We start from the raw sequence: 22,007 nt of genomic DNA, 5'->3' as shown, positions 1-22,007 counted from the left end.
ACCTCCCAATACCCTATCCCTGTAACTCCTTCAAGGAGATTTTGCGCCCTTCCTTCGCAGAAAGGTTGGCCGCCTCCATCAGGCGAGTTAACTGAGTAGCCGTCTGCAAATTCTCGGTAGCAATCGTATCTTTTTGAATATGGGATACCCACTGGCTGAATGCGCTTTCTCTTCTGTCCAGCAAAGGAATCTCCGTCCATTCTTTCTGTTGATCTGAACCAACATTCGTGCGAATCAATAGCTTATCCTCCGGTGTGCCGTATAACAGTGTGCCCTCCGTACCATGAACCTCTATCGCAAACGGCGAATGACTGTTCACAAATCCAGCCTCGACTACACCGATTGCTCCGGAATCCGTAAATAAGGTAGCAACCGCGTTATCTTCCACTTCTTTTCCAGTAACATATCCGAAATTAGCATTAACCCCTGTCACTTCTTGACCCAGGAACAGATTCGTCAGATACATCGGATGACAACCGAGGTCAATTAATGCCCCGCCCTGACAATCTTCCAGATGATAAAAATGCTCAGGCAACCAATTGGCAATAGCACCGTTATGGGACAGGCGCACACGAACATAAGTCACCTTACCAAGTAATCCTTGGTTCAGAATATCTTGAATTGTCAATGTATATCCATCGTTCAAACGCGGTAAAGAAACCGTCATTTTCACTCCGTTATCCTGTACATCAGAAATAATTGTATTTACCTCTTTAAGAGTTGAAGCAATAACTTTCTCTGTAAATATATGTTTTCCTGCTTTCGCAGCAGCGGTGATTACCTCATCATGAAGACGAGTCGGCGCATCCACAATAACCGCATCAATGTTGTCCTGTGCCAGCATACCTTCAAGCGAAGCATAGAATGGCACGTTCAGACGTTCAGCTGCTTCCTGTCCGCGCTCGGCATCTTCATCCCATACAGCAGCAATCACCGTATCTTCGTGCTCCTGAGCTTGTTTAATATAATCCCAGGCATGTACGTGCCATAAGCTTATTTTACCTATTCGAATGGTCACTATGTTTAACCTCCATACTATATGATATTCTGACATCTAACTATAAATTAACACAGACCTGATCTAATTTTAATAGGAACTTACGACAATAAATATATAAAATTACGACATGATTTAGAATAAGCTTTTAAAAATAAAAGCAAAAAAAGCTTCCTGCCCACGCCAGTGTGATGTAGGAAGCCTTCTCTTCATGCGTAATCGTTAATTGCCGATTTCAGCGAACGCCCTTATGCGTTTCCGAGTCTGGTTTCCATCCCTTAGGAATCCAGACTATTCTCATCACGTAACAGGTTGGAATCAAGGATGTCCAACGTTTGGCTGGAGACATTATTGCTTCTGACTAGCATGGCGGAAGTATCGGATTACCTTGCGATACATCGTCTTATCTTTTAATTGATTAAATATATAAGGGTCCGGCTTGGCATTCACTTCAATGACCCAGGGTTTAAGACTTTGGTCCAGTCCAATATCTACGCCAATCCCCTTCAAACGTTTGTATTTCTTATTCATATGAGATAGCTTCGCTGATTCACAACGTGTGCAAGACTTTTATGGAACGAATCGAAGCTATTAAATGTCAGACGTTTTTTATTCATCTGATACGCAAAATTCTGTTGATTTTCCATCTCAGCCTTAATGACGCCCACTCCATGAGTTCCTATTTCAGGCTTGATATATAACATCCCATATCTGGCTATCATAGATTTTAGATTCACCTTGTTAAACTTTTGTGTATCAGGTATGAACGGTTTTATTGAATCATTATTGATAAGCTGCTTTGTTTTTAGCCATTTGCTTCTTAACGGTTGTGATTTCTCAATACCCACAGTTCGTTCCTCCCGTCTTCATATCCAACACATATCGCTGTTTCATTAAGTTCATGCATCATATGCAATTTCATTGAACGAGTCTTAGGCAATAATTCTTGAATTTACACACAAAAAGCCGACAAACCCCTATTCTTTGGGCTTGTCGGCTTTTCAACTTAACATTTTCAAATCATCGTTTCCGTTTCAATTTGAAGCTGGATTATAAGCACATCCGTGATACTTAAATTAAGGCAACAGATTTTCGTCGGATGGCTCGTTCGTGTCAGGAACTTCTGCTGCAGATACGAACAACCGTCCTGGCGCTTCCACTTCGACTTTGTTCCCTGCTGCATCCTGAGCACGGACCACGATCACTCCACCCTCAAGCACCAGCGAAGAAGCAGTGGTATAGGTGCCTGTATAATGACCAGGTTCCGTTTCTACCAATGGAATCTCTGCCCCAGCCTGTGTGCTCAGATTGGATGGCAGTTCAATCCGGAAAGAAGCCTGCAATTTGGGGACACTGTCGAACGAAACCGTTACGGTTTCTCCTGCCACAATCCGTACATCCTCAGCCGGAGAAATATTGGTCAGTTCAGGCAAAGACGTTTCCACATAAACAGTCCGGGTCACGGTTGTTTTATTGCCTGCAATATCTGTCGCTATTATTGTGATCGTGTTCTTTCCCTCATTCACAAGTACGCGGTGATTAAAACTTCTGTCTTGCTCCAATTTCACCTTCTGTCCGTTAATGGTCACCTTGTCGAGAAATTGGTCCTGTACATCGCCGGTTACATGAACCACTTCTGTGTTGGTTCGACTTCCTTCTTCAGGTGTAAGGACCGTTAACACAGGTGCTGTCTGATCCAAGATGATCACAACTGGAAGGGAACGATCCGTTGTTTTTCCGTTAACTATCGCTTCGGCAGTAATAGCATTAACTCCTGCACGAAGTTTAACATTCAGCTTGAACTTTCCATTCTCCACTGTTGTTGTTCCCGCTACTTCTTTCCCGTTATATATCTTGATTTGGGCTCCAGAAGCTGGAGAAGTTCCCGATACATCAAATGTCGGCTGGTTGGTATAGGTGTTCGTCGGTTGGGTAAGTACAGGTGCATTCACCGGATATTTCACCACTGCACGAATCATATAGTTTCCCTCTTCTGCTGGTGCAGTACTCCATACGCCGCCTACACGCTGCCAGCTCCGCCCTGCATTCACACCATTTTCATCGGTTGCGAGTCCCGGTGCGCTCGTTCCGACAGCAGTCTGCACATACACGATATAGAAATCGCCTTGTACAACTACAGGCTCTGGAAATTCAACGGTTGTCCACTGATCATTGCGCAATGCCGTACCGTCGAACGGTCCAGCCAGCAATCGGCCTGGTGCTCCACCTGATCCGGAGGCATCATATACGGCATATTTGAATGCTGTTCCACCTGGTACAGGCCATTGTGTATTCCAGAATCGAAGTGATGCACCTGTAAGCTGTGCTGTCTCCAATTCTGGCGTCATACGTACAGCCCATGCGTTATCTGCGGCCACAAAGGCTCTTGCATTTTCAGCAGTTCCATCATCATAGGCGATTTCACCAGGAAATCCGATAAATGGTTTTAATGCAACTTTCGCTTCAACTGTACCATTTCCAGGTACCGTTACATTTACAGTTTTGCTATAATAGTCCGTCGCGATGATCGACAGCGTATAGCTTCCTTCCAGAACATCCAGAACGAATTTGCCGTCTGTTCCTGTGCGAACAGCGCCTACTTGAGCATCTTCCAATACGAGAACAGAAGCTCCAGCTATAGGTTTTCCTGTCCGCTCATCGCTCACAGTGCCTTCAATCTTTCCTTGAGGAATGGTTTCCAGATTGAAGTTGGCTGTTGCTCCACTACCATCCGTTATGGTTACCGTCTTCGTTTGAGGATAATATCCATAGGCCTCAGCCTTCAACGTGTAATCACCCGCCACGTGAGTGAAACTGTATTTGCCTGTCGTCGGATCCGTCTTCACTGAACGTCCTGTTTCCAGAACGGTAACCGTTGCACTTGCTGGCAAGCTTTGCGGCGTTACAGAGCCTGTTTCAGGTTTCTGTACTTCAGGCTGCTCCTGCTTGGTTTTATTGAATTCAGCCTTGTCCGTACTTGAGATTTTGTACCAAGAATTATCATATTCCGGCTTAGGCTTGTCGCTGTTCAGAACAACCGCCGTATCTTTCGTAACCGTCTCAGCGGCGATACCCAGAATGCGGAAGTCATCGATGTACCAGCCTTGCTTGACGACACTACTGTCCGAAGTCAATCTGAACCGGAATTGAACTTCATTACCCTTCAATGCAGCCAGATCGTAAAATACCGGAGTCCATTGTTTTCCATTTGAAGAATGAGAGAATTTGCCGAGCTCTGACCATGTGTTGCCACCGTCTTTCGTGGCTTCAACATAACCGTAATCGTATCCACTTTCGATTTCATACCAATGATTGAACGTCAGTGTAGCTTGATCCGCCTGGGTTAAATCCACGACTGGCGAAACCAGAGAATAGTTTGAACCGTTCTCGTAGGTGCTGTCCAGATCGGTTGCCCAAACATTCGGCGGAGAAACCGCACTGGCAGGTCCAACGACGGGTACTCCGCGTTCCCACTCGTCCTTGGTGCCCGAATGAGTCCACCCATTGTCGCTGTTACCATCAAAGTGATCGATGAAGATATCTTGAGGGACCTCCACGGTCACGGATACCTCATTCGACTTGTCACTCTCATTGCCACTATAATCAAGAGCGGCTACCGTATAAAAATAAGTCGAATCTGTTACTGTAGCCGTATCCGTAAATGTCGTTGCAGATGTATTTCCGAGCAATTCATAACCTGAGCCGGAATTCGTTGAACGATACACGTTATAGGATTTCAGATCCTCTTCGTCCGATCCCGTCCAGGACAAGTTTACGTTCCCCAGAATGTCGGCAGAAGCGGACAATCCGCTTGGCGCTCCCGGAGCAATATCATCTGGAGCTTGTACAGAAAAGTCATCGATATACCAACCAGCCTTTTGAACGGAATTGTCACTGGTCAGATTAAACTTGATAAACACCTGTTGACCTGCGTAGTCACGTAAGTCAATATATTGCGTTTTCCAGTCTCCACCGGCACCTGTAAAGCTCAATGCCTCTTCAAATACGAAGTCAGTATCCTCTGTTGCAATGTACACTTTGCCAAAATCGATGTTGCTCTCCAAATCATACCAGTGCTTGAAGGATAACAATGCTCCCTCAGAGCTCTGGGTAAGATCAATTGGTGGCGCGAGCAGGTAGGCATTGCTGCTGGCAGCATAAGTCCCAGTCAGATTGGTTGCAATCACCTTGTCACCTGAGTAGGCACTGCCCGGTCCACTCGTTGGTGCTCCCCATGCCCAGGTGTTGCCAACTCCACCCGAAGTAAAGCCCAGATTGTCTTCCTCAAAATCCTGCAGATACCCAGGCTGGACTCCATTCGATACAGTAACCTTATAAACTTCACTCTCGAATCCGTTATTGCCATAATCATTGACCCGGATGTAGTATTCCAAGCCTTGTGACTCGATCAGAAATGCCGGAATTGTCGCTGTGTAGGTTCCATCTTTGGCATCTCCAGCTACTCGATTCATCGGCAGATATACGTACTGGCTCGTGCCCGTTGTTTTGGCAAAAGCCTCTACTGTGGTTACACCGACATTATCGGTAACACGCGCAGTCAGTGGAATATCAAGCCCCGTAAAAGCAGAATTTACAGGCGTATGTTCCAGGACAGGTGCTTCCAGATCGTCACCTGCTGTGACAACCCTGCCGGACACCGTGCCTATACCTTCAAGGACGGAGCCCACAGCATCCAGTGCATTAATAATGCCGTGACCGTAGCCGTTATTTGGCGAGGTTGGATATCGGCTGTCTGTTCTCGGTGTCGCTGTATCCATAATGATCTGCTCCAACTGATCAACCGTAAGGGAATGATTGGCTTGAAGCAGGAGTGCGGCCAGTGCAGTGGTATGCGGGCCTGCCATGGACGTGCCGTTCCAGCCACCCTCATATACTCCGCCCGGAACAGAGGAACGGATGTTAACACCTGGAGCCGAAACTTCTGGCTTAATCTCCTCATAAGGGGATGGACCAAGAAGGGAAAAAGAAGCCAGATTCCCGTTGATATCCGTTGCTCCCGTAGCGAAGCTCTCTGGATAGTTCGCAGGGTTCGCGACTGAACCTGGGCCTCCCGGATTCGTCAGTGTCACATTCCCGGCTGAGAATTCCGGAAAGATCTGTGCATCACGCCAAGCCTGTACCATTGGACGGAACCACTCGTCCAATCCTGCACCACCACCCCAGGAATTGTTAACCACATCCGGGGCAAGCTCAGGGTGCAAGTTTCCTTCAGCATCCACTGGAGCAATCAGCCATTGACCGCCATCCAGTATAATGGCATCAGTGGTACTCGGATTGAAAATCCGAACGGCAATCCATTTTGCTCCGGGAGCAACCCCGATCTTGTTGGTGCCGTTTGCTTCGGAGCCTACCATTGTACCCATCGTATGTGTACCATGACCGTCTCCATCCGCAGGAAGGGAGGCATGGCTATGGGGATCATACCAGCTTAGCTCGGGATCAACGATATTTCCCGAAGCATCGAGTCCTCTCCATTTGCTGCGGAGTGCCGGATGGGTATAATCAACCCCGCTGTCCAGGTTGGCAACAACGATTCCCGTACCGTCGATTCCTCTATCCCATACTGCTGGCGCATTGATAGAATCGATGTTCCATTCAACGTTCTCTGTCTGCAGGCTCTTATCGTTAGCAGCTGCACTTTCCTTCGACTCTGCCTCTTTGGCTGGTGCCTTGGCAGACTCCGTTGCTGGAGCAGCTGTTGCATTTTCGCTGCTAATCTCGGTTTTCTGCATATAACGCTGCTCGTTAGGCAGTATTTTATCCACCTCGGGAAGAAGTGCAATCTGTTCCATGACTTCCTTTGTACTTGTTACTGCGAGTGCGTTAACGATGAAATAACTTTTATAATCTTTGACTTTGCCAAGGTCAAGTTCCTGTTCAAGAAAACTTTCCAGGGTGTACTGGGATCGTGAGGCCGTTTCCCGCAGAGAGCTGACAACCGTGCTTCGCACGGACAGTTTCGTTGCCGAAGCCGTTTGCTTTTCGATTGTTGCCTTTTGCAAGGCTTGTTTGGAAACAGAGGCTGTATCTACCTGTTCTTTCATTTTCACCAGATACGTAACATAATCATTACTCTCAAATTCCTTGCTCAGCTTAGCGTTGACTTTGGAGGTGGTGATTTTGCCCGAACTGGATTTCATGTCGATCTTCTGCGATGCGGCGTTTTCAGCTGAAACCGGATGAATGATAGATAATGCAAGGAGAAGCGACAGGCCCATGGAAAGCGGCTTGCGTAAACGATTCATCTTTATCAAACTTTTCCACTCCTTTTACCCGGTTTTTGTGATACAGTGATTCACTGTATCCATTTCTTTAAACGAAACGATGAAACGGCCTCAACTGGACAGACTTATTGCGTTTATTTACATCAAGCCTCACCTCCTTTACAGGACAGGTTATTAAATTCCAATCGTATGTGAAAGATTATAGATAGCCAATTTCAGCGTATATGGAAGAGGTGGATTTCAGATCAATCTATCTTGTGAGCGGAAGTTTATTCGCATGCATTAAGGAGGGTAATCACCGGCGTTAGCAAGAACGCATACTTTACATGGGAGTATTATGGATCTGGGTAGATCAGGAGATTTCTTTATCTATGTACAAACAAACTCTTAAAATTACATATAATATAAAATTTAGAATCTAATTGTATATTTATGGTATATTATAGAGTCACAAAAAGAGATATACAAGCACTTTTATAGAAATATATAGAAAATAAGCCTTTTTAATGCTTTTGTAAGTCTAATGACTCTCCGTTATTCATCTGCTTTTCGCAAATGCGAACACCCTGACTTATTGATTGATCCAAACAGTTCTTTATAACTATGTCTGATTCATTCGGACATCAAAAAGAACGACGCGAGAAACTTCGCGCCGTTTTTTTTGGGTTCTGATATTTCGGTTACGCGTAGCATCGTTCCCCCAAACAAATCGTTTCATGTGCGCTGCTTGAGACGATCCAACACCAGATACACAACGATGGCATCATCCAGATAACCAATTGGAAATAGATAGTCCGGGATCAGGTCAGCAGAAGAAATAAAGTATAACAATGCACTGCCTATCAGGGAACGATCATTCTCAGGTGTAATCTCATCACAGTATCGAATATGCATTTCCTTCAAATGTTCTATGAACGGTCCTGCACCGTTTATCTGATTGATTTTTACATCAAACTCCTTACAGATTATTCGATGCCCTTCATCCGTACGTGCATATTGTTCGTACTTAACCATTTCCTGTTCAATCCGTTCTGTTGTCACATCGAGGTCAAATAATTTCGTATGTTGCAGGACCGTCTTGATTGATTCAAGCGAATCCAGAATACCCTGCTCGGCCCCTCTTTTTGCATGATTGATTTTGTAGCCTGCAGCCTCAATGAGATGATCCAGGGAAATGTCCAAATGTTCGGAAAAGATCTGCAAATGTGCGAGCTTCGGTTGCTGCTTCCCGTTCAGGATCCGAGAAATGGTAGCCGTGTCCATTCCGCATAGTGTACTGAATTTGCGCATCGAGAGAGAGCGTCTGGCAAGCAGAGGCTTGATCAAATCTCCGATATGGCAAACCTTTGTTTGATCATTTGCTCTCACCAGCATCCCCCCAGAGATATGATCGATAGTCTAGTATATGGGACAATGTGGTGAAAGTTTACCTTATTCTTTCTTCATCAGCAGTGTTTTGTTGCATTTTTCTCAAGGACGGGCACATGAATCTCAACACTACATACATTAAGAGCAGACTAAAGATCATGAGGTGATTTTATGGCGTGGATGCTTATTCTTGCTTTGGCCGTCTCTTCGAGTCTTGACAATCTGGGTGTCGGACTATCGTACGGGATCAGAAAAATCAGAATCAGCCTATTTTCGAATTTTTTGATCGCCGTTGTTTGTTTATTGTTCAGCTATTCAGGCATTTTGTTCGGGAAATGGATTTCGATCGTGCTTCCTGGCGTTTTCCCTATACTACTGGGGACATTTATCTTACTCGTTATCGGTTTTCGTATCATCTTGTTATCTGTTCCCCGCAAGAGGAAAGATCACGAAGAGACCGATTCCCAAACCCTCGGGATCGGGTCTATTTTGCAAAATCCTGAAAGGGTAGATTTGGACAAATCAAACCATATTGGGGTTCTGGAAGCATTGATCCTGGGCGTTGCCCTTTCGACAAACGCACTGACGAATGGCCTAAGCGCCGGGCTAATGGGCTTATCCCCCTTGTATATTTCCCTTACAGCAGCTATCGGCAGTTTTGTCACCGTATGGTTTGGCGTGTGGATGGGGTCCAAAGCGGCAAACGTTCGTATTGGTTCGTTCACATTGGGACAGTTCGGAACGCTTGTCAGCGGGGTTCTCTTATTGTTGATTGCAGCCAATAATTTGTTCTGATCATTTATGGCAAACTCCAAAAAGGAGACATCTGATCAGATGTCTCCTTTTGAACATTTTCCACCGTGTAAACATCACTTGCTTGATGTTAACAATATATTATCAAGAAGGAATTTCGTGATTGATTCCCCAAAAAGTATCGTCTTTGAATTAATTCAATTTGTTAAACGACCATCTTTGTGCATCTGTACCATTATCATTCCATTGCTGAATTGCAGCCCCGTCCGTCGTTGAAGAGCTTGAGACATCTACTGCCAATCCATTCACCTTGGAAATGATTTTATAGTAACCGTTACCCGCATCCTGGATGCTCCACCTTTGGGCGTTAGAGCCGTTATCATCCCATTGCTGGAGCTGCACGCCGGGTGATGCTGTTGAGTTAGGCACATCCAGAACTTTTCCGCTGTGAACAGCCGTGAGTTTATAGAAACCATCCCCTGTGCTGTCGACTCTGAACGTTTGGTTGCTTGCGCTGTAGTTGGTCCATTGTTGTACTTTGGCTCCACTTGCCGTGGATACATCCACAATATCCAACACTTTACCGCTTGCTTTGGAACCGATCGTGTAGAGACCCCCGCTGACAATGTTCGGTGTACTCGCTGCTTGATATACCCGCACATAATCGACAAGCATTTGTGATGGGAAAGGGGTCGCATTATTAGGGCTGCCAGGCCAATTTCCACCCACAGCCATATTCAACAGAAGGAAAAATGGACGCTGGAACTCCTCGGTGTTGCCTGTTCCATTTTCGATGTAAAACTCATTGAATTGTTTGCCATCCACAAACCATCTTATATATTTGGAATCCCATTCGATGCTGTATACATGAAATTGGGAAAAATCAAGATTCTCCGATATCTTTCCATAATCGGCATGCCCGTTAGCATCCCAGTGCACGGTACCGTTTACAAAAGCATTATTGTTGACCCGCTCCATAATGTCGATCTCTCCGCTCTTAGGCCAGCCGACGGAATTAATGTTGCTTCCCAGCATCCAAAAAGCAGGCCACAGCCCCTGACCCGACGGCAGCTTGATGCGTGCTTCAACTTTCCCGTAAGTAAAATTCTTCAAGCCTTGGGTTTTGATTCGTGCCGAGGTATAGTTGCTGCCATTGTAATTTTCTTTGCGTGCAGTGATGACCAGATTGCCACCTGTAACTTGCAGGTTTTCGGTGCGATTCGTGTAATACTGCAATTCATTATTTCCCCATCCACCGCTGCCGGTACCAATCTCTGCAGACCAATTCGACGTATTCAGAGAACTTCCATTGAATTCATCACTCCACACCAGATTCCAATTGGTCGCAGCGTTTGTCGTCGTGCCAGGCAGTAAAGCGATTAGGAAACTGAACAGCACCAGCATACTTACGATTTTTCTTTTTCTCAACAATCTTTTCCCTCCCCATATTAACGGACTGATTCTGAACGAGGATACCCCATTTTTCTCAATCCGTAACAACGTTTACATTAAATGTATTCCGCATGCAACTTGATTATTTCTACCATCGAACAGGATATACCATGGACAAGACAGCATTTGAAGTATTTTAACAGGCCTGTGCGAATGAACGGTCCATACCTTGTTGGCTTTAATATATTGGGGACATGGCAAATGATTCGTTCTCAACGCGAGGAAGGAGATAAGAGGCATGAGTAGGCAAGTTATTATTAACGCGGACGACTTCGGATTGTCGCCTGCCGTTAATGAAGGGATCATTAAAGCCTATCACGCAGGGGGAATTACGAGTACTTCAATGATGGTCAACATGCCGGGCTTTAATCATGCCGTGCGCTCTGCCTGGTCATTACCGGACTTCGGAATTGGTTTGCATTTCAATCTCACTTACGGGCGATCTATTTCCGATCCGGACAGCGTACCATCTCTGGTGAGACCCGACGGTACTTTTCATAATGGGATGAGGACCTCTGTGCGAGATAGCGATGATGTTGCCAGAGAACTCGATGCGCAGTGGAATCGTTTTGTAGGAACCTCCCTTTATCCTGCACATTTAGATTCCCATCATTTGTTACACCAGAACGATCCATTGATATATAAGGTTATGGCGGAGAAAGCGATTCGAGAAAATATCCCGCTCCGAAGATCACAAATCGTTCATTCCATTCCTAATGTACCTAACCCCCTAATGAGCAACACGATTCTGTTGGATACTTACGGAGATCAGGAGGGTTTGCAGCGGCTGCTTCATCATTTGTTTTCGCTCCCCGAGGGCATTACCGAGATTGTATGTCATCCTGGCTATGTCGACGACGTTCTGCGTGGAATATCAGAATGGACAGATATTCGGGAGGACGAACTTTCTGTGTTCATCAATGAGGAAGTTCCCCAAACGATACAGGCGTTGGGTATTGTGCCGATAAGCTACAAAGCGATGATGGATACTCCAGATGAACCATGTGAACTGTCTGAACTGCCAGAAATCCCAAGACCTTCTCAACCTATAAAAAAGAAAATCCTCCTTGCTGGCCCGCGTCCACATCGCGAATTAAAACGGAAGCGGAAGACACGTCGATGGTTCAAAAAACGAGGCACTAAGCCTCGCCCATCAGCGACAAGAATCCGCAAACGAGTGTGAATCATTGCAGGATATTCATATGTAAATAGGCGTACCCATAACCGTCAAAAGGCGATACTCAGAGATAAATCTCTCAGTATCGCCTTTTCTTTCATTACAATTCACTCTCTAAGCAGCCTGTTAGGACTACTTCCCATGGCATGTGAGAAAACTGTATTACTCTTGGTTAATCAAAATGGACAAAGCACTTTTGGATTCGAGTTGGAAACTTAACAGTTCTTCTTCTCTTAGCTGAATCTGCACATTTCCTGTCTCTTCTCCGTCATTGAAAAGCACGAGAGCAATCGAACCATCCGTATTTTTGAAGGCTACGGAACGAATGGATGCCTCATTGGAGGAAGAGTCAATGCGTACTGCTTTTGGACGAATCAATGCACTGAAATGAGCCAGAGCATAATAGTCCAGTGTATAGGTAAGCTCTTTCGTTTGCTGGTTAACCTTCACAATGCCGCGGCACGTACTTTTCCCGAAACCAGGAACGGCAGGGCCGTTGTTCTCATCCAGTGCCATATTCCAGAGCACAAAAGATTTGCTGTAATTGCGAAGAATCTCAATACCTGTTCTGATCACATTGGAGAAAGCCTGTTCGAATGGAGGAATCCATTCTCCTCCTGATCCTTCGGTGAAGTGTACCTCTTTACCGGCAAAGGCTTCATACACCTTCGTTTGTGCCGAGGCTTCGCCTCCATACCAGTGCCAAGCGACTCCATCTACCTCTTCTGCCGCCTCATCAAGCACGGTCACTGGGTAATCCGGACGATCCCAGTTGTGATCATAACAGAGGATTTTGGACTGAATGTCATTTCTGACCAAAGCCGGCTTGAGATGATTTTTGATAAAGTCTGCTTGTGCTTCGGCTGGCATCAACATGCCGGGATAATGACCTGGTTCATAAAGTGCCTCATTTTGTGGTGTTACTGCATGGATAGGCAATCCATGGGATGCGTAGGCTTGGATATATTTCACAAAATAATCCGCATACGCTGGATACCACTCATTTTTCAATTGACCTGTAATCATGGAGCCGCTTGTTTTCATCCAACCCGGGGCGCTCCAAGGTGAAGCAAACAGCTTCAGATCAGGATTCAACTCCAAAGCCTTCTGAGTCAAAGGAATAACGTCCGCTTCATCGTGTGCAATGCTGAACCCGGATAATTCCGGGTCCGTTTGATTTTCTGGCAGATCATTATAGCTGTATACCGTTCTGGCATAGTCTGAAGCTCCCATCGGATTGCGGATGACCGACAATCCGATGCCTTCCTCGGGATGGAACAACCGAGTCATGACTTCAGCTCTCTGCTCTTCGCTTAATATCTGGTTGATCAGATAGGCAGATGAGTCGGTAAAAGAAGCTCCAAAACCATCCATTTCCTGATATGTTTGCTGATCATCCAGAAGGATAGTCGTTGTCTCCATGCTGGAGTCCTGCGATTTCAATTGATCCTGGGACACGGATACAAACAATGCATCTTCTCCCGTGGATTTGTACATTTTGAATTTCGTCATATGCTTTCCCTCCACATTCCTCTTATTGGATACCCAATTTCTCTTTATTCTGTTTCATTTTCTCACTACGGACCTTCAGGATATCATCCCAACGGTTTTCACCTAAAAATGACTTGTATGCGGCGAGCGCATTGTCAAAAGAGGCATCATCTTTGGCACGTACCATGCTTACCAGTGTTGAATTCCACTTGGCGTTGATCGCCGACAACGCACGTGCTTCAGGTGTTCCTTGATTCGGACTAATATTCTCCAGAATGAAGTGTGGTTTCAGTTTGCCTTTGCCCCACTCTTGCATTTGTTTAATCGCTTCCGGGAAAGCATCTGCACTCAGTGCTTTGTAACGGTCATGGCCAAAGAACATGAATTCACCCATCCGGTATTCCTTCTTGAATTTGTCCGCATTATGCAGTTGCAGGTCTTTCACAGCTGGCAGCAACTCAACCGTACCATCTGCATTCTTTTTATACGTCTCGCCTTCAATACCATAGTTCATCAGAAGCTGTCCTTCTTCACTCAACAGGTACGTAAAGATTTGAATCGCTTTGGCTGGATCTTTGGCGTCCTTGGAGATGAAGTTGATCATCCAGCCTGTAATACCGGATTGATTGAGTGTCGGTGCATTACCCTTGGTGCTTTGTGGTCCATCAACGGCAACATACTCTTTGCCTTCATTGGCACTCAGATAAATTTGCAGATTTCCTCCCTGTTGAGGTGTACCATCCAGCAGCATCGTTGCATATTTTCCGGATTTCACTTTTTCCTCAAAAGCCGTACCATCATCAGCAAAGCTGTCATCACTGATATTTCCGTCTCTATATACCTTATTTAAAGTCTTCAGCCATGTAAGATAATCTTCATCCTGATTGCGATCATAGAATTCTCCATTTTCAGTTTCAAGCGGAACGCCAATGAAATCTTGCAACGTGTCTCCGAGTGAACCTGTTCCTTCCCCAATAGAGTTAAAACCAAATGGAATCAGCGTTGGGAACTTTTCCTTGATCTGTTTCATCACACTTTCGAATTCCTCTGGTGTTCCCATGACAGGACTTCCCAAAGCCTCGTACACATCTTTACGGATGATAAATGCCGTTTTGGCCGGGATGTTGCCACTATCATAATCCGCTTGCGTATTGGAGTAGTTTGGATAGCCATAAGTCTTGCCATCAGCTAGTTGGAACCAGTTCAGGGTGTCGGCAGCCGCGACTTTGTTGAAGTATGGATCATATTTCTCCGCAAGATCATTCAGCGGCATAGCCCAGGTTGCGGCTTTTTGCACCACAGGAGAGTTAGAGTCAAACACTGTCAGCAGGTCAGGCATATCTCCACCGGCAAAGAACGTATTTAACTTCGTGTCATCACCTGTAATGAATTTGATATTGATGTTCAGATCTTCCTTGATCTTCTTGGTTACAATGTCTTTGCCGAAATCCGTGTTCCACCAGTCGGCATTAACGTACCAAGTTAAGTCTGTAGCTTCTTCCTTTTTATCCAGCTGCCAAGCTGGTTTTTCCGGATCGACTGTATAGCGATCTTCAATGGAAACCCAGTTCCCTTCGCTCGAACCCCCTGATCCACTACTGCAGCCTGTAATCATGATCACCGCTGTCAGCAATGCCGCGCACAGTTTAACTCCTTTTTTGCCTGCTGCCTTATTCATCTTGAACATATTGTTTCCTCCTTAAAGTTAGGTGAGAAATATTGAATAGAGCGAACTTTCGAACAAGCTTAGAGTCCTCTTACTCCTTGACTGCTCCCAGCATCATACCCGAGATAAAGTATCTTTGAAGGATGGGATAAATCAGTATGATCGGCAGTGTAGTAATAACAATCGTAGCCAGTTGCACCCCTTTAGTCGTTGTTTCGATGACTGCCGAGCCACCCACATTTTGCATGGATTGCGTTTGGGACTGAACAATGATCTCGTACAGCATCATCTGCAGCGGATACAGCGACTGATCGGTAATGTACAACTTGGTTGTCATAAAGTCATTCCATTGCCCTACCCCATTGAACAATGCAATGGTTGCCATCGCTGGCATGGACAGCGGGATGAAGATTTTGAGAAAAATATGCCAGTCTCCTGCACCATCGATTTTGGCTGACTCCTCCAGGGAATCCGGTACATTCCGGAAGAAATTCATCAGAATGACGACATCATAGAAGCTGAACAATGCCGGAATAATGTACACCCAGAAGCTGTTGAGCAGGCCAAGTGATTTGATCAATAAGTACGTTGGGATCATTCCGCCAGAGAAGAACATCGTGATAACCCCCATGGCAACGTACAGTTTACGGCCACGTATGTGCTTTTTGCTCAGACCGTAACCGACCATGGCACAGAAGAACACGTGTGTAACGACTCCGATTGTTGTTTTGGAAACGGAGATGAAGAACGCTTGCCAGATGCTCGAATCGTTGAACACGGCTCTATAATTCTCCAGCGAGAACTCCGGTGACCAGAAGATGAACCCGCCTTCCGCCAAAGCCTTGCCCGAGCTAAAAGAAGAGATAATGACATTCCAGAGCGGAACCACAATAATGACAGTACAAATAGCGAGTAAAATAATATTTAAGGTATCAAAGATCCGACTATCGAGATCTTCTTTAGCCACCTTTCCATTCACACGGGATGCCTCCTTCTACAGCACAGATTGATTATCGTTTAATTTGCTTGTAATTTTGTTCGCGGTGACCAACAGAATAACGGACACGATCGAGACGCCCAGACCAACCGCGGTAGCATACGAAAAGTCACCCTGTGACATCCCCATACGATATACATACGAATTGATAACTTCTGCCTTGTCACGGTTTTGCGAGTTCATCAGAACGAGCGTCTGGTCCAGATTGGAACCAAGTAAACCGCTTACAGTAAGAATCAGATTAAGGCTAATGATCGACTTCATGTTGGGCAATGTGATATTCCAAATTTGTCTGAGACGGCTTGCACCATCAATTTTGGCTGCCTCGTAATACGTAGGATCAATCTTGGACATAATCGCCAAATACAGAATCGTTCCCCAGCCGGCCTCTTTCCAAATATCTGATAAAACTGCAATCCACCAATACTTGCCTGCATCCAGCAAAATGTTCTGCGGTTGCGAGATCACTCCCAAGCTGAGTAGCAGCTGATTAAACAATCCCGTTGTTGAAAACCAGGTGATCAGCATGCCGCCCAGTACGATCCAGGACAGAAAGTGTGGTAGGTATGAAACCGTTTGCACAAACTTTTTAAAACGTCCGCTGTTTAATTCATAGATCATGATCGCCAGGATAATAGGAATAACGAACCCGATACCCAATTTCAAAAAGCTGATCCCCAACGTATTCACTACGGCATCCCAGAAGTATTTGTCTGACATAATGATTCTGAAATTTTCTAAACCGACCCATGGTGCGCTGGACAGCGTATCAATAACGGTGTAATTTTTGAATGCAATCGTCAATCCGTATATTGGAATGTAACAAAAAATAATCATAAAAATGATGCCGGGTATAATCATCGATTGAATTTCCCATTGTCTTCGATAATCGATGACGAACTCTTTCACTCTTTGTCCGATTGGCTTCCTTCCCCCCGGTCTTACAGGCTTTTTACCGGTTGACGACGTCTCTACGGCTAATTTACTCACGCTCTTTTTCTCCCCTCCAACTTAAGCATTTTCTCATAAAAACGTTTTTATTTTCCGACAAAAAAACCCCCTAATCTCAAATCAATAATTAAAAAAAGACCGGAAATGATTACATCCGCTATGTTAAAAAATCACTCCGGTCCATCTTCACATGACTTGAACCCCGTATGATAAGTTCACCCGCCAGTTTCTGTGAAACCCCATGTTCCTTCTTCTTGATCATGCGAACTAGGTGATTGATCGCCAGGATACCCTGCCTTGCAATCTGGTTTCGTACGGTACTTAATGGTGGGGAAAAATATTGGGCAATATCAATATCATCGAAGCCTACTACACTTACATCTTGAGGAACTTCGAAGCCATGAGACTTCAGCGCATGGATGCAGCCGATTGCACTCACATCATTTCCTGCAAGAAAAGCATCAGGTAGCTTGGCAGGATGCAGATGAAGAAAAGATTTCACAGCACTGTAGGTGCCCTCTTCCTCAAAATATCCCTGTAAAATGTAATCATCATCCAGCGGAAGTTGGTACTCACGTAAAGCGGCCAGATATCCATCTCTACGCTGATTACTGTCAAACATAGTGTCCACGCCGGATATGTAAGCAATTTTCTTGTGCCCCAGTCCAATTAAATACTTGGTCGCTTCATAACCCGCTACATAGGAGTCAAAAATGACGCTTCCCATCGTATCGCTCTGAAAGACCCGATCCAAGAATACTGCCTTGATCTTGTCTTTCTCCATAGCGACAATATCCTGTTCATCAATCCGCAGTTCTTCGTAGATGATGACGCCATCCACACGCCGTCCCAGAATATTACTCATAATGACCTGCTTATCCTTGGTCACAAATACATTTAGTCCGTAACCCAGACGATCGCATTCTCGAGACATGGATTCAACCAGCTTATAAAAATACGGACCCGACACACTTGTGGTGAAAAAGCCCAGCATCTTGGTTTGCCCGGATTTCAGCAGTTTGCCGTTCAGGTTGGGAACGTAATTTAAACGCTCTGCCACCTTCAGGACATGCGATTTGGTCTCCGGATTCAAGACATCTACGCCATTCAAGGCGTTGGAAACCGTAGAAATGGATACGCCGGCTTCCCTTGCAACATCTTTAATCGTAATCTTTCCCATAATTTTTTGGTCCTTTGCTATAAAAACGTTTTTATATATTTAAAATTAGCATAAAACCGTTTTCAATACAACACTTTTTCCTTTAATTATTTTTCACATTCTTTTGCTTATGCAAAAAAAGCAGCTCATATAGGAGCTGCCGTGAATCATGCTTCTTATCACCCGTTCTGGGTGTACATATGATAAATTTGTTGTACCTGCTCTTCCAATCGATCAAAGCGAACAAAACGATCGGCACGAATATATTCCTTCTGCTCCACCAACATAATCATCGTGGGAACTGTGAAAATAAGAAATCTGGACGCCACCTCTTCCACTTGGTTGGCGTTGATGTGTACCAGGTGCACCATCGGATAAGGTTCAAGTAACTCCCTAATCTTGGGGAGCAAGGCGTGACATACACCGCACTCTGGCCGTGATACGTACAAAAAAACCAAATCATGTTGTTGAATCATCTCTTCGATCATTTCTATGGATGTTATATCATTAATCTCTTTCATAAGGGTCATCCCTTTCAGTCATTTCGCGAGTGTATTGTAGACTATAGTTTATCACGAATGTCTAACTGTACAAATCTCGCGCTCGCTTAAACATTTTCTTTTCAAACACAGCCTATCTGCATTAAAATATAGTTGGAAGATCATCCCATATGAAAAGAGGTTATTGTATGAAAAAATCATTTCTTTTTCTGCTTACTGCCCTGGTTGCTGTAATTTCCTTCTCCGCGTATGCACCTGTATCTGATGCCTCTGCCGATATTGGAGTTAGCCTGCTATCAGATCGTCAGCAAGGCACCGTAAAATAAGCGTTCACACTCTTTCCAAAAAAAGAATTTGCATAGAAACCAGCAGGCGACCAGTTCGGATAACATCCGGAGTTGGTCGCCTGCTGTCATTGTCATTGTTCTTTTCAGCAATCCTTACTTCCAATCTCTCTTGCGAAGATAGGATTCGAATACAAATGTTCCGAAAGGCAATAAATCTGCTACCAATCCCATGAACCAGCGTGAAGCTTTCCACTTCTTCACAACTGCCAAATGCACAAGTGCAATCAGATATAGCGGAAAAAGAATACCGTGAATCATACCCATAATGGTTACTGGGGAAGACATATCGGCAAATATTTTAGCGGCATGGCTATAAAAATCAACAGCAGTAATGATACACCTTCCCATATGCCTGCAATTCTGAATCGACCTGTGACTGTCTTCATCCTGTTCAATCTCACCTTTCCAGCGGCTAGTTTGTGAAATATGTAACTTGTTACAAGATGTTTCAACTTGAAGCCACATAATCTGTAATAATGCAGCTTCTCTTGAAACTTCTTGTTCAGTATACCGCATGGTTCTGGTCCGGAAATGCTTCAATTTTGAATAATTAATGACTGAACTATCCGTGAATGAAATGTTGAGTCTTAAATTCGAAAATCGCATCAACAGCATAATGATATCCGCCTGATTTTCGAAAGGATTCCCTCAAATTCGCAGCAGCTTTCTCAAAAGAAGAAACGCTCAACACAGTATCCACAGCTTCACGCAGCTGACTGGCAGTCAAGGTTTGCATTTGTAAACGGAGACCTGCTCCCCTACTAACAACCTGCTCTGCGATGATCGGCTGATCCGCGCTCTGAGGGAGTATAATGAGGGAAACCCCGTAATATAAACCTTCATTGGTACTGTTCATCCCGCCGTGTGTGATAAATAATTTAGCAGACTGCAATACATCCATTTGTGGAACATAACGTTTAACGATGAAATTTTCCGGAATTGCTCCCAGATCCGTAATTTGTGTTCTATCCCCTACAGACATGACAATTGTATGATTGGTATTCCCCAATGCTTCCAAGCAAAGCTTATAGAAATCAAGAGCTTGGTTAAAAACCGTACCCAGTGAAATGTAAATAAGTGTTTTCCCTTTAATGGCTTCCATGTCGAAGTCTTCATGCGTTAGTCGCGAAAATATGGACGGTCCTACAAATTGATACGTGTGATCGAATTCTTCTCCATAGGGCTGGAATTCCCTTGTAGTATATACGATGGTAAGCGGCGCGGGATTGCAAAACACCTCGTAGGGAGAAGCAATCTCCACATCATATTTTTCCTGTAACCTGATCGTCAGGCTATGGAATGTATCGTTTATAGGTTGGACGATTTCGGCAGGAACATTTAAGAAAAAGTGTTGCATCAAATGATTGAATGATTCTTCGGTCTGCGCAAAAGAAGTGCATGAATTAATTGCAGGCAGCTTCAGAATTTGCGCAAGCAAACGTCCGCAGCCAAACATGGAATCATGGATAATGTAATCAAAATGTTCACCCTCGATCTGTTCAAGCACGCTCGGAATGACGATATCTGCTGTAAGCAAAAGACCGTTGACTCGCTCGAGCAAATAAGTTCTGCCACCTGAAACAAAGGCTTTAATAAATTTTTGACCGTCAAAGGTTCGAACTATAGCACCCGTCTTCACCATACGTTCCCGATACGCTTCTATAGTGAAGTACACGACCTCTTCCCCGCGTGAAATAAGCTCTTGTATCACGCCAATCGTTGGATTGACATGTCCCTCTGATCCACCGTTAATAAATAAAACACGTGCCATAACGATCCCTCCTTTGCTATGCTACGTTCTCTAAATGGTGTAAGAATTCGTAAGCAATGATGTGCGTTTCCCCCAAAAAATTCAGGTGGTTGCACGTTCTATCAGTTGAAATTCCAGTTGCTGAGGATGTAACTCCTGCTTGCCAAGGACGGCCCATAATTGATGAAAGGCCTGGGTAGCCTGTTCTGCAATTGGATTATGTATGGTCGTTATTCCAAGCACACGGGACAGTTCAATATCATCGAAACCAACAATAGCAAGTTGTTCAGGAACTTGTATATTCTGTTTGCGTGCTTCGGACCAGATTCCGATTGCTGCATAATCATTCGAACATAACACCGCTTGAGGAAGTTCTGGCCCACTTGCCATTCTTCGCATCGCCTCTTCTCCGTCAGATGAACTGAACACGGAATATTGATAAGCTTCACGCAATACAGGCAGCCCCTTATCTGCCATAAATGATTCATAGGCTTCCCGCCGACTCTGGGTATTCAGGCTTTCTGCTCTGCCAAAGGCATTGGCAATGCGGGTATATCCTTTGGACACCAGATGTTCAAGAGCCAGCCTGTAGCCTTGCGCCTGGTCCATAGCCACTGACGGAATTTCGTCATCTTCCATCCGCTGCCAAGATACAATCGGACCATACTCGCAATAGGCTTTCAGTTTATCTGGATGATTGACACAGGTCATAATCACCAGTCCATCCACCCGTTTACTCCGCAGATCCTCGAACGCCTGCAATTCAATCTCTTTATCTCCACGCGAAGTATAGATGAGGGTCTGGAATCCATAATCCATCGCTGTATCAATGAATTGATTCATAAACGTAAGAATAATCTCGTTGGTTGCGGATGTGACAATTCCAATTTGCTTGGTCTGTCCGGTGGATAAGGAAACGGCATTTCGGTTCGGGATATAGTTTAGCTGTTTCATGATTTGCGTTATTTTCTGCCGGGCCTCGTCACTCACATGTGGTGAATGATTAATCACTCTGGACACCGTGGCCTTCGAGTAACCGGACAGCTTCATAATTTCATCGAACTTGGACACATGAAGTCTCCTTTCTTGCTGACTTTCTATGATGAATTACAGTTTGCCTCAAAATAAATAAAAAGTAAAACTTGACGTGTAAC

16 protein-coding genes and 2 pseudogenes are annotated in these 22,007 nt (G+C 44.8%); 3 read left to right on the top strand and 15 right to left on the bottom strand.

Going from position 1 to position 22,007, the window contains the following annotated elements:
* Nucleotides 1–13: 13 nt before the first annotated feature.
* From AC3ITG_RS14420 to AC3ITG_RS14400, 5 genes and pseudogenes are all read right to left on the bottom strand, one after another.
* A complete protein-coding gene (locus AC3ITG_RS14420; RefSeq protein ID WP_489254134.1) occupies nucleotides 14–1,018 on the bottom strand; it encodes a Gfo/Idh/MocA family protein in 1,005 nt (334 codons plus the stop codon).
* 327 nt (nucleotides 1,019–1,345) lie between these two features.
* A pseudogene (locus AC3ITG_RS14415) lies at nucleotides 1,346–1,501 on the bottom strand (YheC/YheD family protein); the annotation flags it as partial.
* A 23-nt stretch (nucleotides 1,502–1,524) separates the two neighbouring features.
* Nucleotides 1,525–1,845, bottom strand: coding sequence for a YheC/YheD family protein (locus tag AC3ITG_RS14410; RefSeq protein WP_413378338.1), 321 nt, complete (start codon nucleotides 1,843–1,845; stop codon nucleotides 1,525–1,527).
* A 228-nt stretch (nucleotides 1,846–2,073) separates the two neighbouring features.
* A complete protein-coding gene (locus AC3ITG_RS14405; protein WP_489254133.1) occupies nucleotides 2,074–7,272 on the bottom strand; it encodes a S8 family serine peptidase in 5,199 nt (1,732 codons plus the stop codon).
* Nucleotides 7,273–7,956: 684 nt separating this feature from the next.
* Nucleotides 7,957–8,616, bottom strand: a complete 660-nt coding sequence (locus AC3ITG_RS14400; RefSeq protein WP_413378334.1) for a DUF1232 domain-containing protein — start codon at nucleotides 8,614–8,616, stop codon at nucleotides 7,957–7,959.
* 165 nt (nucleotides 8,617–8,781) lie between these two features.
* On the opposite strand from AC3ITG_RS14400, the gene ytaF reads away from it, so the two are divergent.
* Nucleotides 8,782–9,405 carry a sporulation membrane protein YtaF gene (ytaF, locus tag AC3ITG_RS14395; protein ID WP_413378332.1) on the top strand — a complete coding sequence of 208 codons (624 nt, stop codon included), beginning with the start codon at nucleotides 8,782–8,784 and terminating at the stop codon, nucleotides 9,403–9,405.
* Nucleotides 9,406–9,555: 150 nt separating this feature from the next.
* On the opposite strand, the gene AC3ITG_RS14390 is transcribed toward ytaF, so the two are convergent.
* Complete coding sequence (locus AC3ITG_RS14390) at nucleotides 9,556–10,767, bottom strand: RICIN domain-containing protein (protein ID WP_489254464.1); 1,212 nt, start codon at nucleotides 10,765–10,767, stop codon at nucleotides 9,556–9,558.
* Nucleotides 10,768–11,053: 286 nt separating this feature from the next.
* On the opposite strand from AC3ITG_RS14390, the gene AC3ITG_RS14385 reads away from it, so the two are divergent.
* Entirely contained in the window at nucleotides 11,054–11,998 is a 945-nt protein-coding gene (locus AC3ITG_RS14385) for a carbohydrate deacetylase (RefSeq protein WP_489254132.1), read from the top strand.
* Between the two features lie 156 nt (nucleotides 11,999–12,154).
* On the opposite strand, the gene AC3ITG_RS14380 is transcribed toward AC3ITG_RS14385, so the two are convergent.
* The 6 genes from AC3ITG_RS14380 to AC3ITG_RS14355 form a co-directional block, all read right to left on the bottom strand.
* A complete protein-coding gene (locus AC3ITG_RS14380; protein WP_489254131.1) occupies nucleotides 12,155–13,504 on the bottom strand; it encodes a glycoside hydrolase family 30 protein in 1,350 nt (449 codons plus the stop codon).
* Nucleotides 13,505–13,526: 22 nt separating this feature from the next.
* The gene (locus AC3ITG_RS14375) at nucleotides 13,527–15,170 is read right to left on the bottom strand and encodes a type 2 periplasmic-binding domain-containing protein (protein WP_489254130.1); all 1,644 of its coding nucleotides are present in this window, start codon (nucleotides 15,168–15,170) and stop codon (nucleotides 13,527–13,529) included.
* 70 nt (nucleotides 15,171–15,240) lie between these two features.
* Complete coding sequence (locus AC3ITG_RS14370; RefSeq protein WP_489254129.1) at nucleotides 15,241–16,128, bottom strand: carbohydrate ABC transporter permease; 888 nt, start codon at nucleotides 16,126–16,128, stop codon at nucleotides 15,241–15,243.
* A 15-nt stretch (nucleotides 16,129–16,143) separates the two neighbouring features.
* Entirely contained in the window at nucleotides 16,144–17,136 is a 993-nt protein-coding gene (locus AC3ITG_RS14365) for an ABC transporter permease (RefSeq protein WP_413378322.1), read from the bottom strand.
* Between the two features lie 118 nt (nucleotides 17,137–17,254).
* Nucleotides 17,255–18,277, bottom strand: a complete 1,023-nt coding sequence (locus AC3ITG_RS14360; RefSeq protein ID WP_413378320.1) for a LacI family DNA-binding transcriptional regulator — start codon at nucleotides 18,275–18,277, stop codon at nucleotides 17,255–17,257.
* Between the two features lie 158 nt (nucleotides 18,278–18,435).
* Complete coding sequence (locus tag AC3ITG_RS14355) at nucleotides 18,436–18,777, bottom strand: thioredoxin family protein (protein ID WP_489254128.1); 342 nt, start codon at nucleotides 18,775–18,777, stop codon at nucleotides 18,436–18,438.
* Between the two features lie 167 nt (nucleotides 18,778–18,944).
* Here AC3ITG_RS14355 and AC3ITG_RS14350 point away from each other — a divergent pair, with 167 nt between their 5' ends.
* On the top strand, nucleotides 18,945–19,082 hold the full coding sequence (locus AC3ITG_RS14350) for a hypothetical protein (RefSeq protein WP_489254127.1): 138 nt from the start codon (nucleotides 18,945–18,947) through the stop codon (nucleotides 19,080–19,082).
* Nucleotides 19,083–19,196: 114 nt separating this feature from the next.
* On the opposite strand, the pseudogene AC3ITG_RS14345 reads toward AC3ITG_RS14350, so the two are convergent.
* The 3 genes and pseudogenes from AC3ITG_RS14345 to AC3ITG_RS14335 all read right to left on the bottom strand — a co-directional run bounded on the left by AC3ITG_RS14345 (nucleotide 19,197) and on the right by AC3ITG_RS14335 (nucleotide 21,924).
* A pseudogene (locus tag AC3ITG_RS14345) lies at nucleotides 19,197–19,489 on the bottom strand (DUF3817 domain-containing protein).
* 176 nt (nucleotides 19,490–19,665) lie between these two features.
* Nucleotides 19,666–20,874, bottom strand: a complete 1,209-nt coding sequence (locus AC3ITG_RS14340) for a macrolide family glycosyltransferase (RefSeq protein WP_489254126.1) — start codon at nucleotides 20,872–20,874, stop codon at nucleotides 19,666–19,668.
* 81 nt (nucleotides 20,875–20,955) lie between these two features.
* Entirely contained in the window at nucleotides 20,956–21,924 is a 969-nt protein-coding gene (locus AC3ITG_RS14335; protein WP_413378311.1) for a LacI family DNA-binding transcriptional regulator, read from the bottom strand.
* Nucleotides 21,925–22,007 lie beyond the last annotated feature (83 nt).

This window comes from Paenibacillus sp. GL_099_B, from assembly GCF_057835695.1.
Note: the sequence above shows the minus strand (reverse complement) of the source record. Positions and strands in the feature narration are given on the sequence as shown.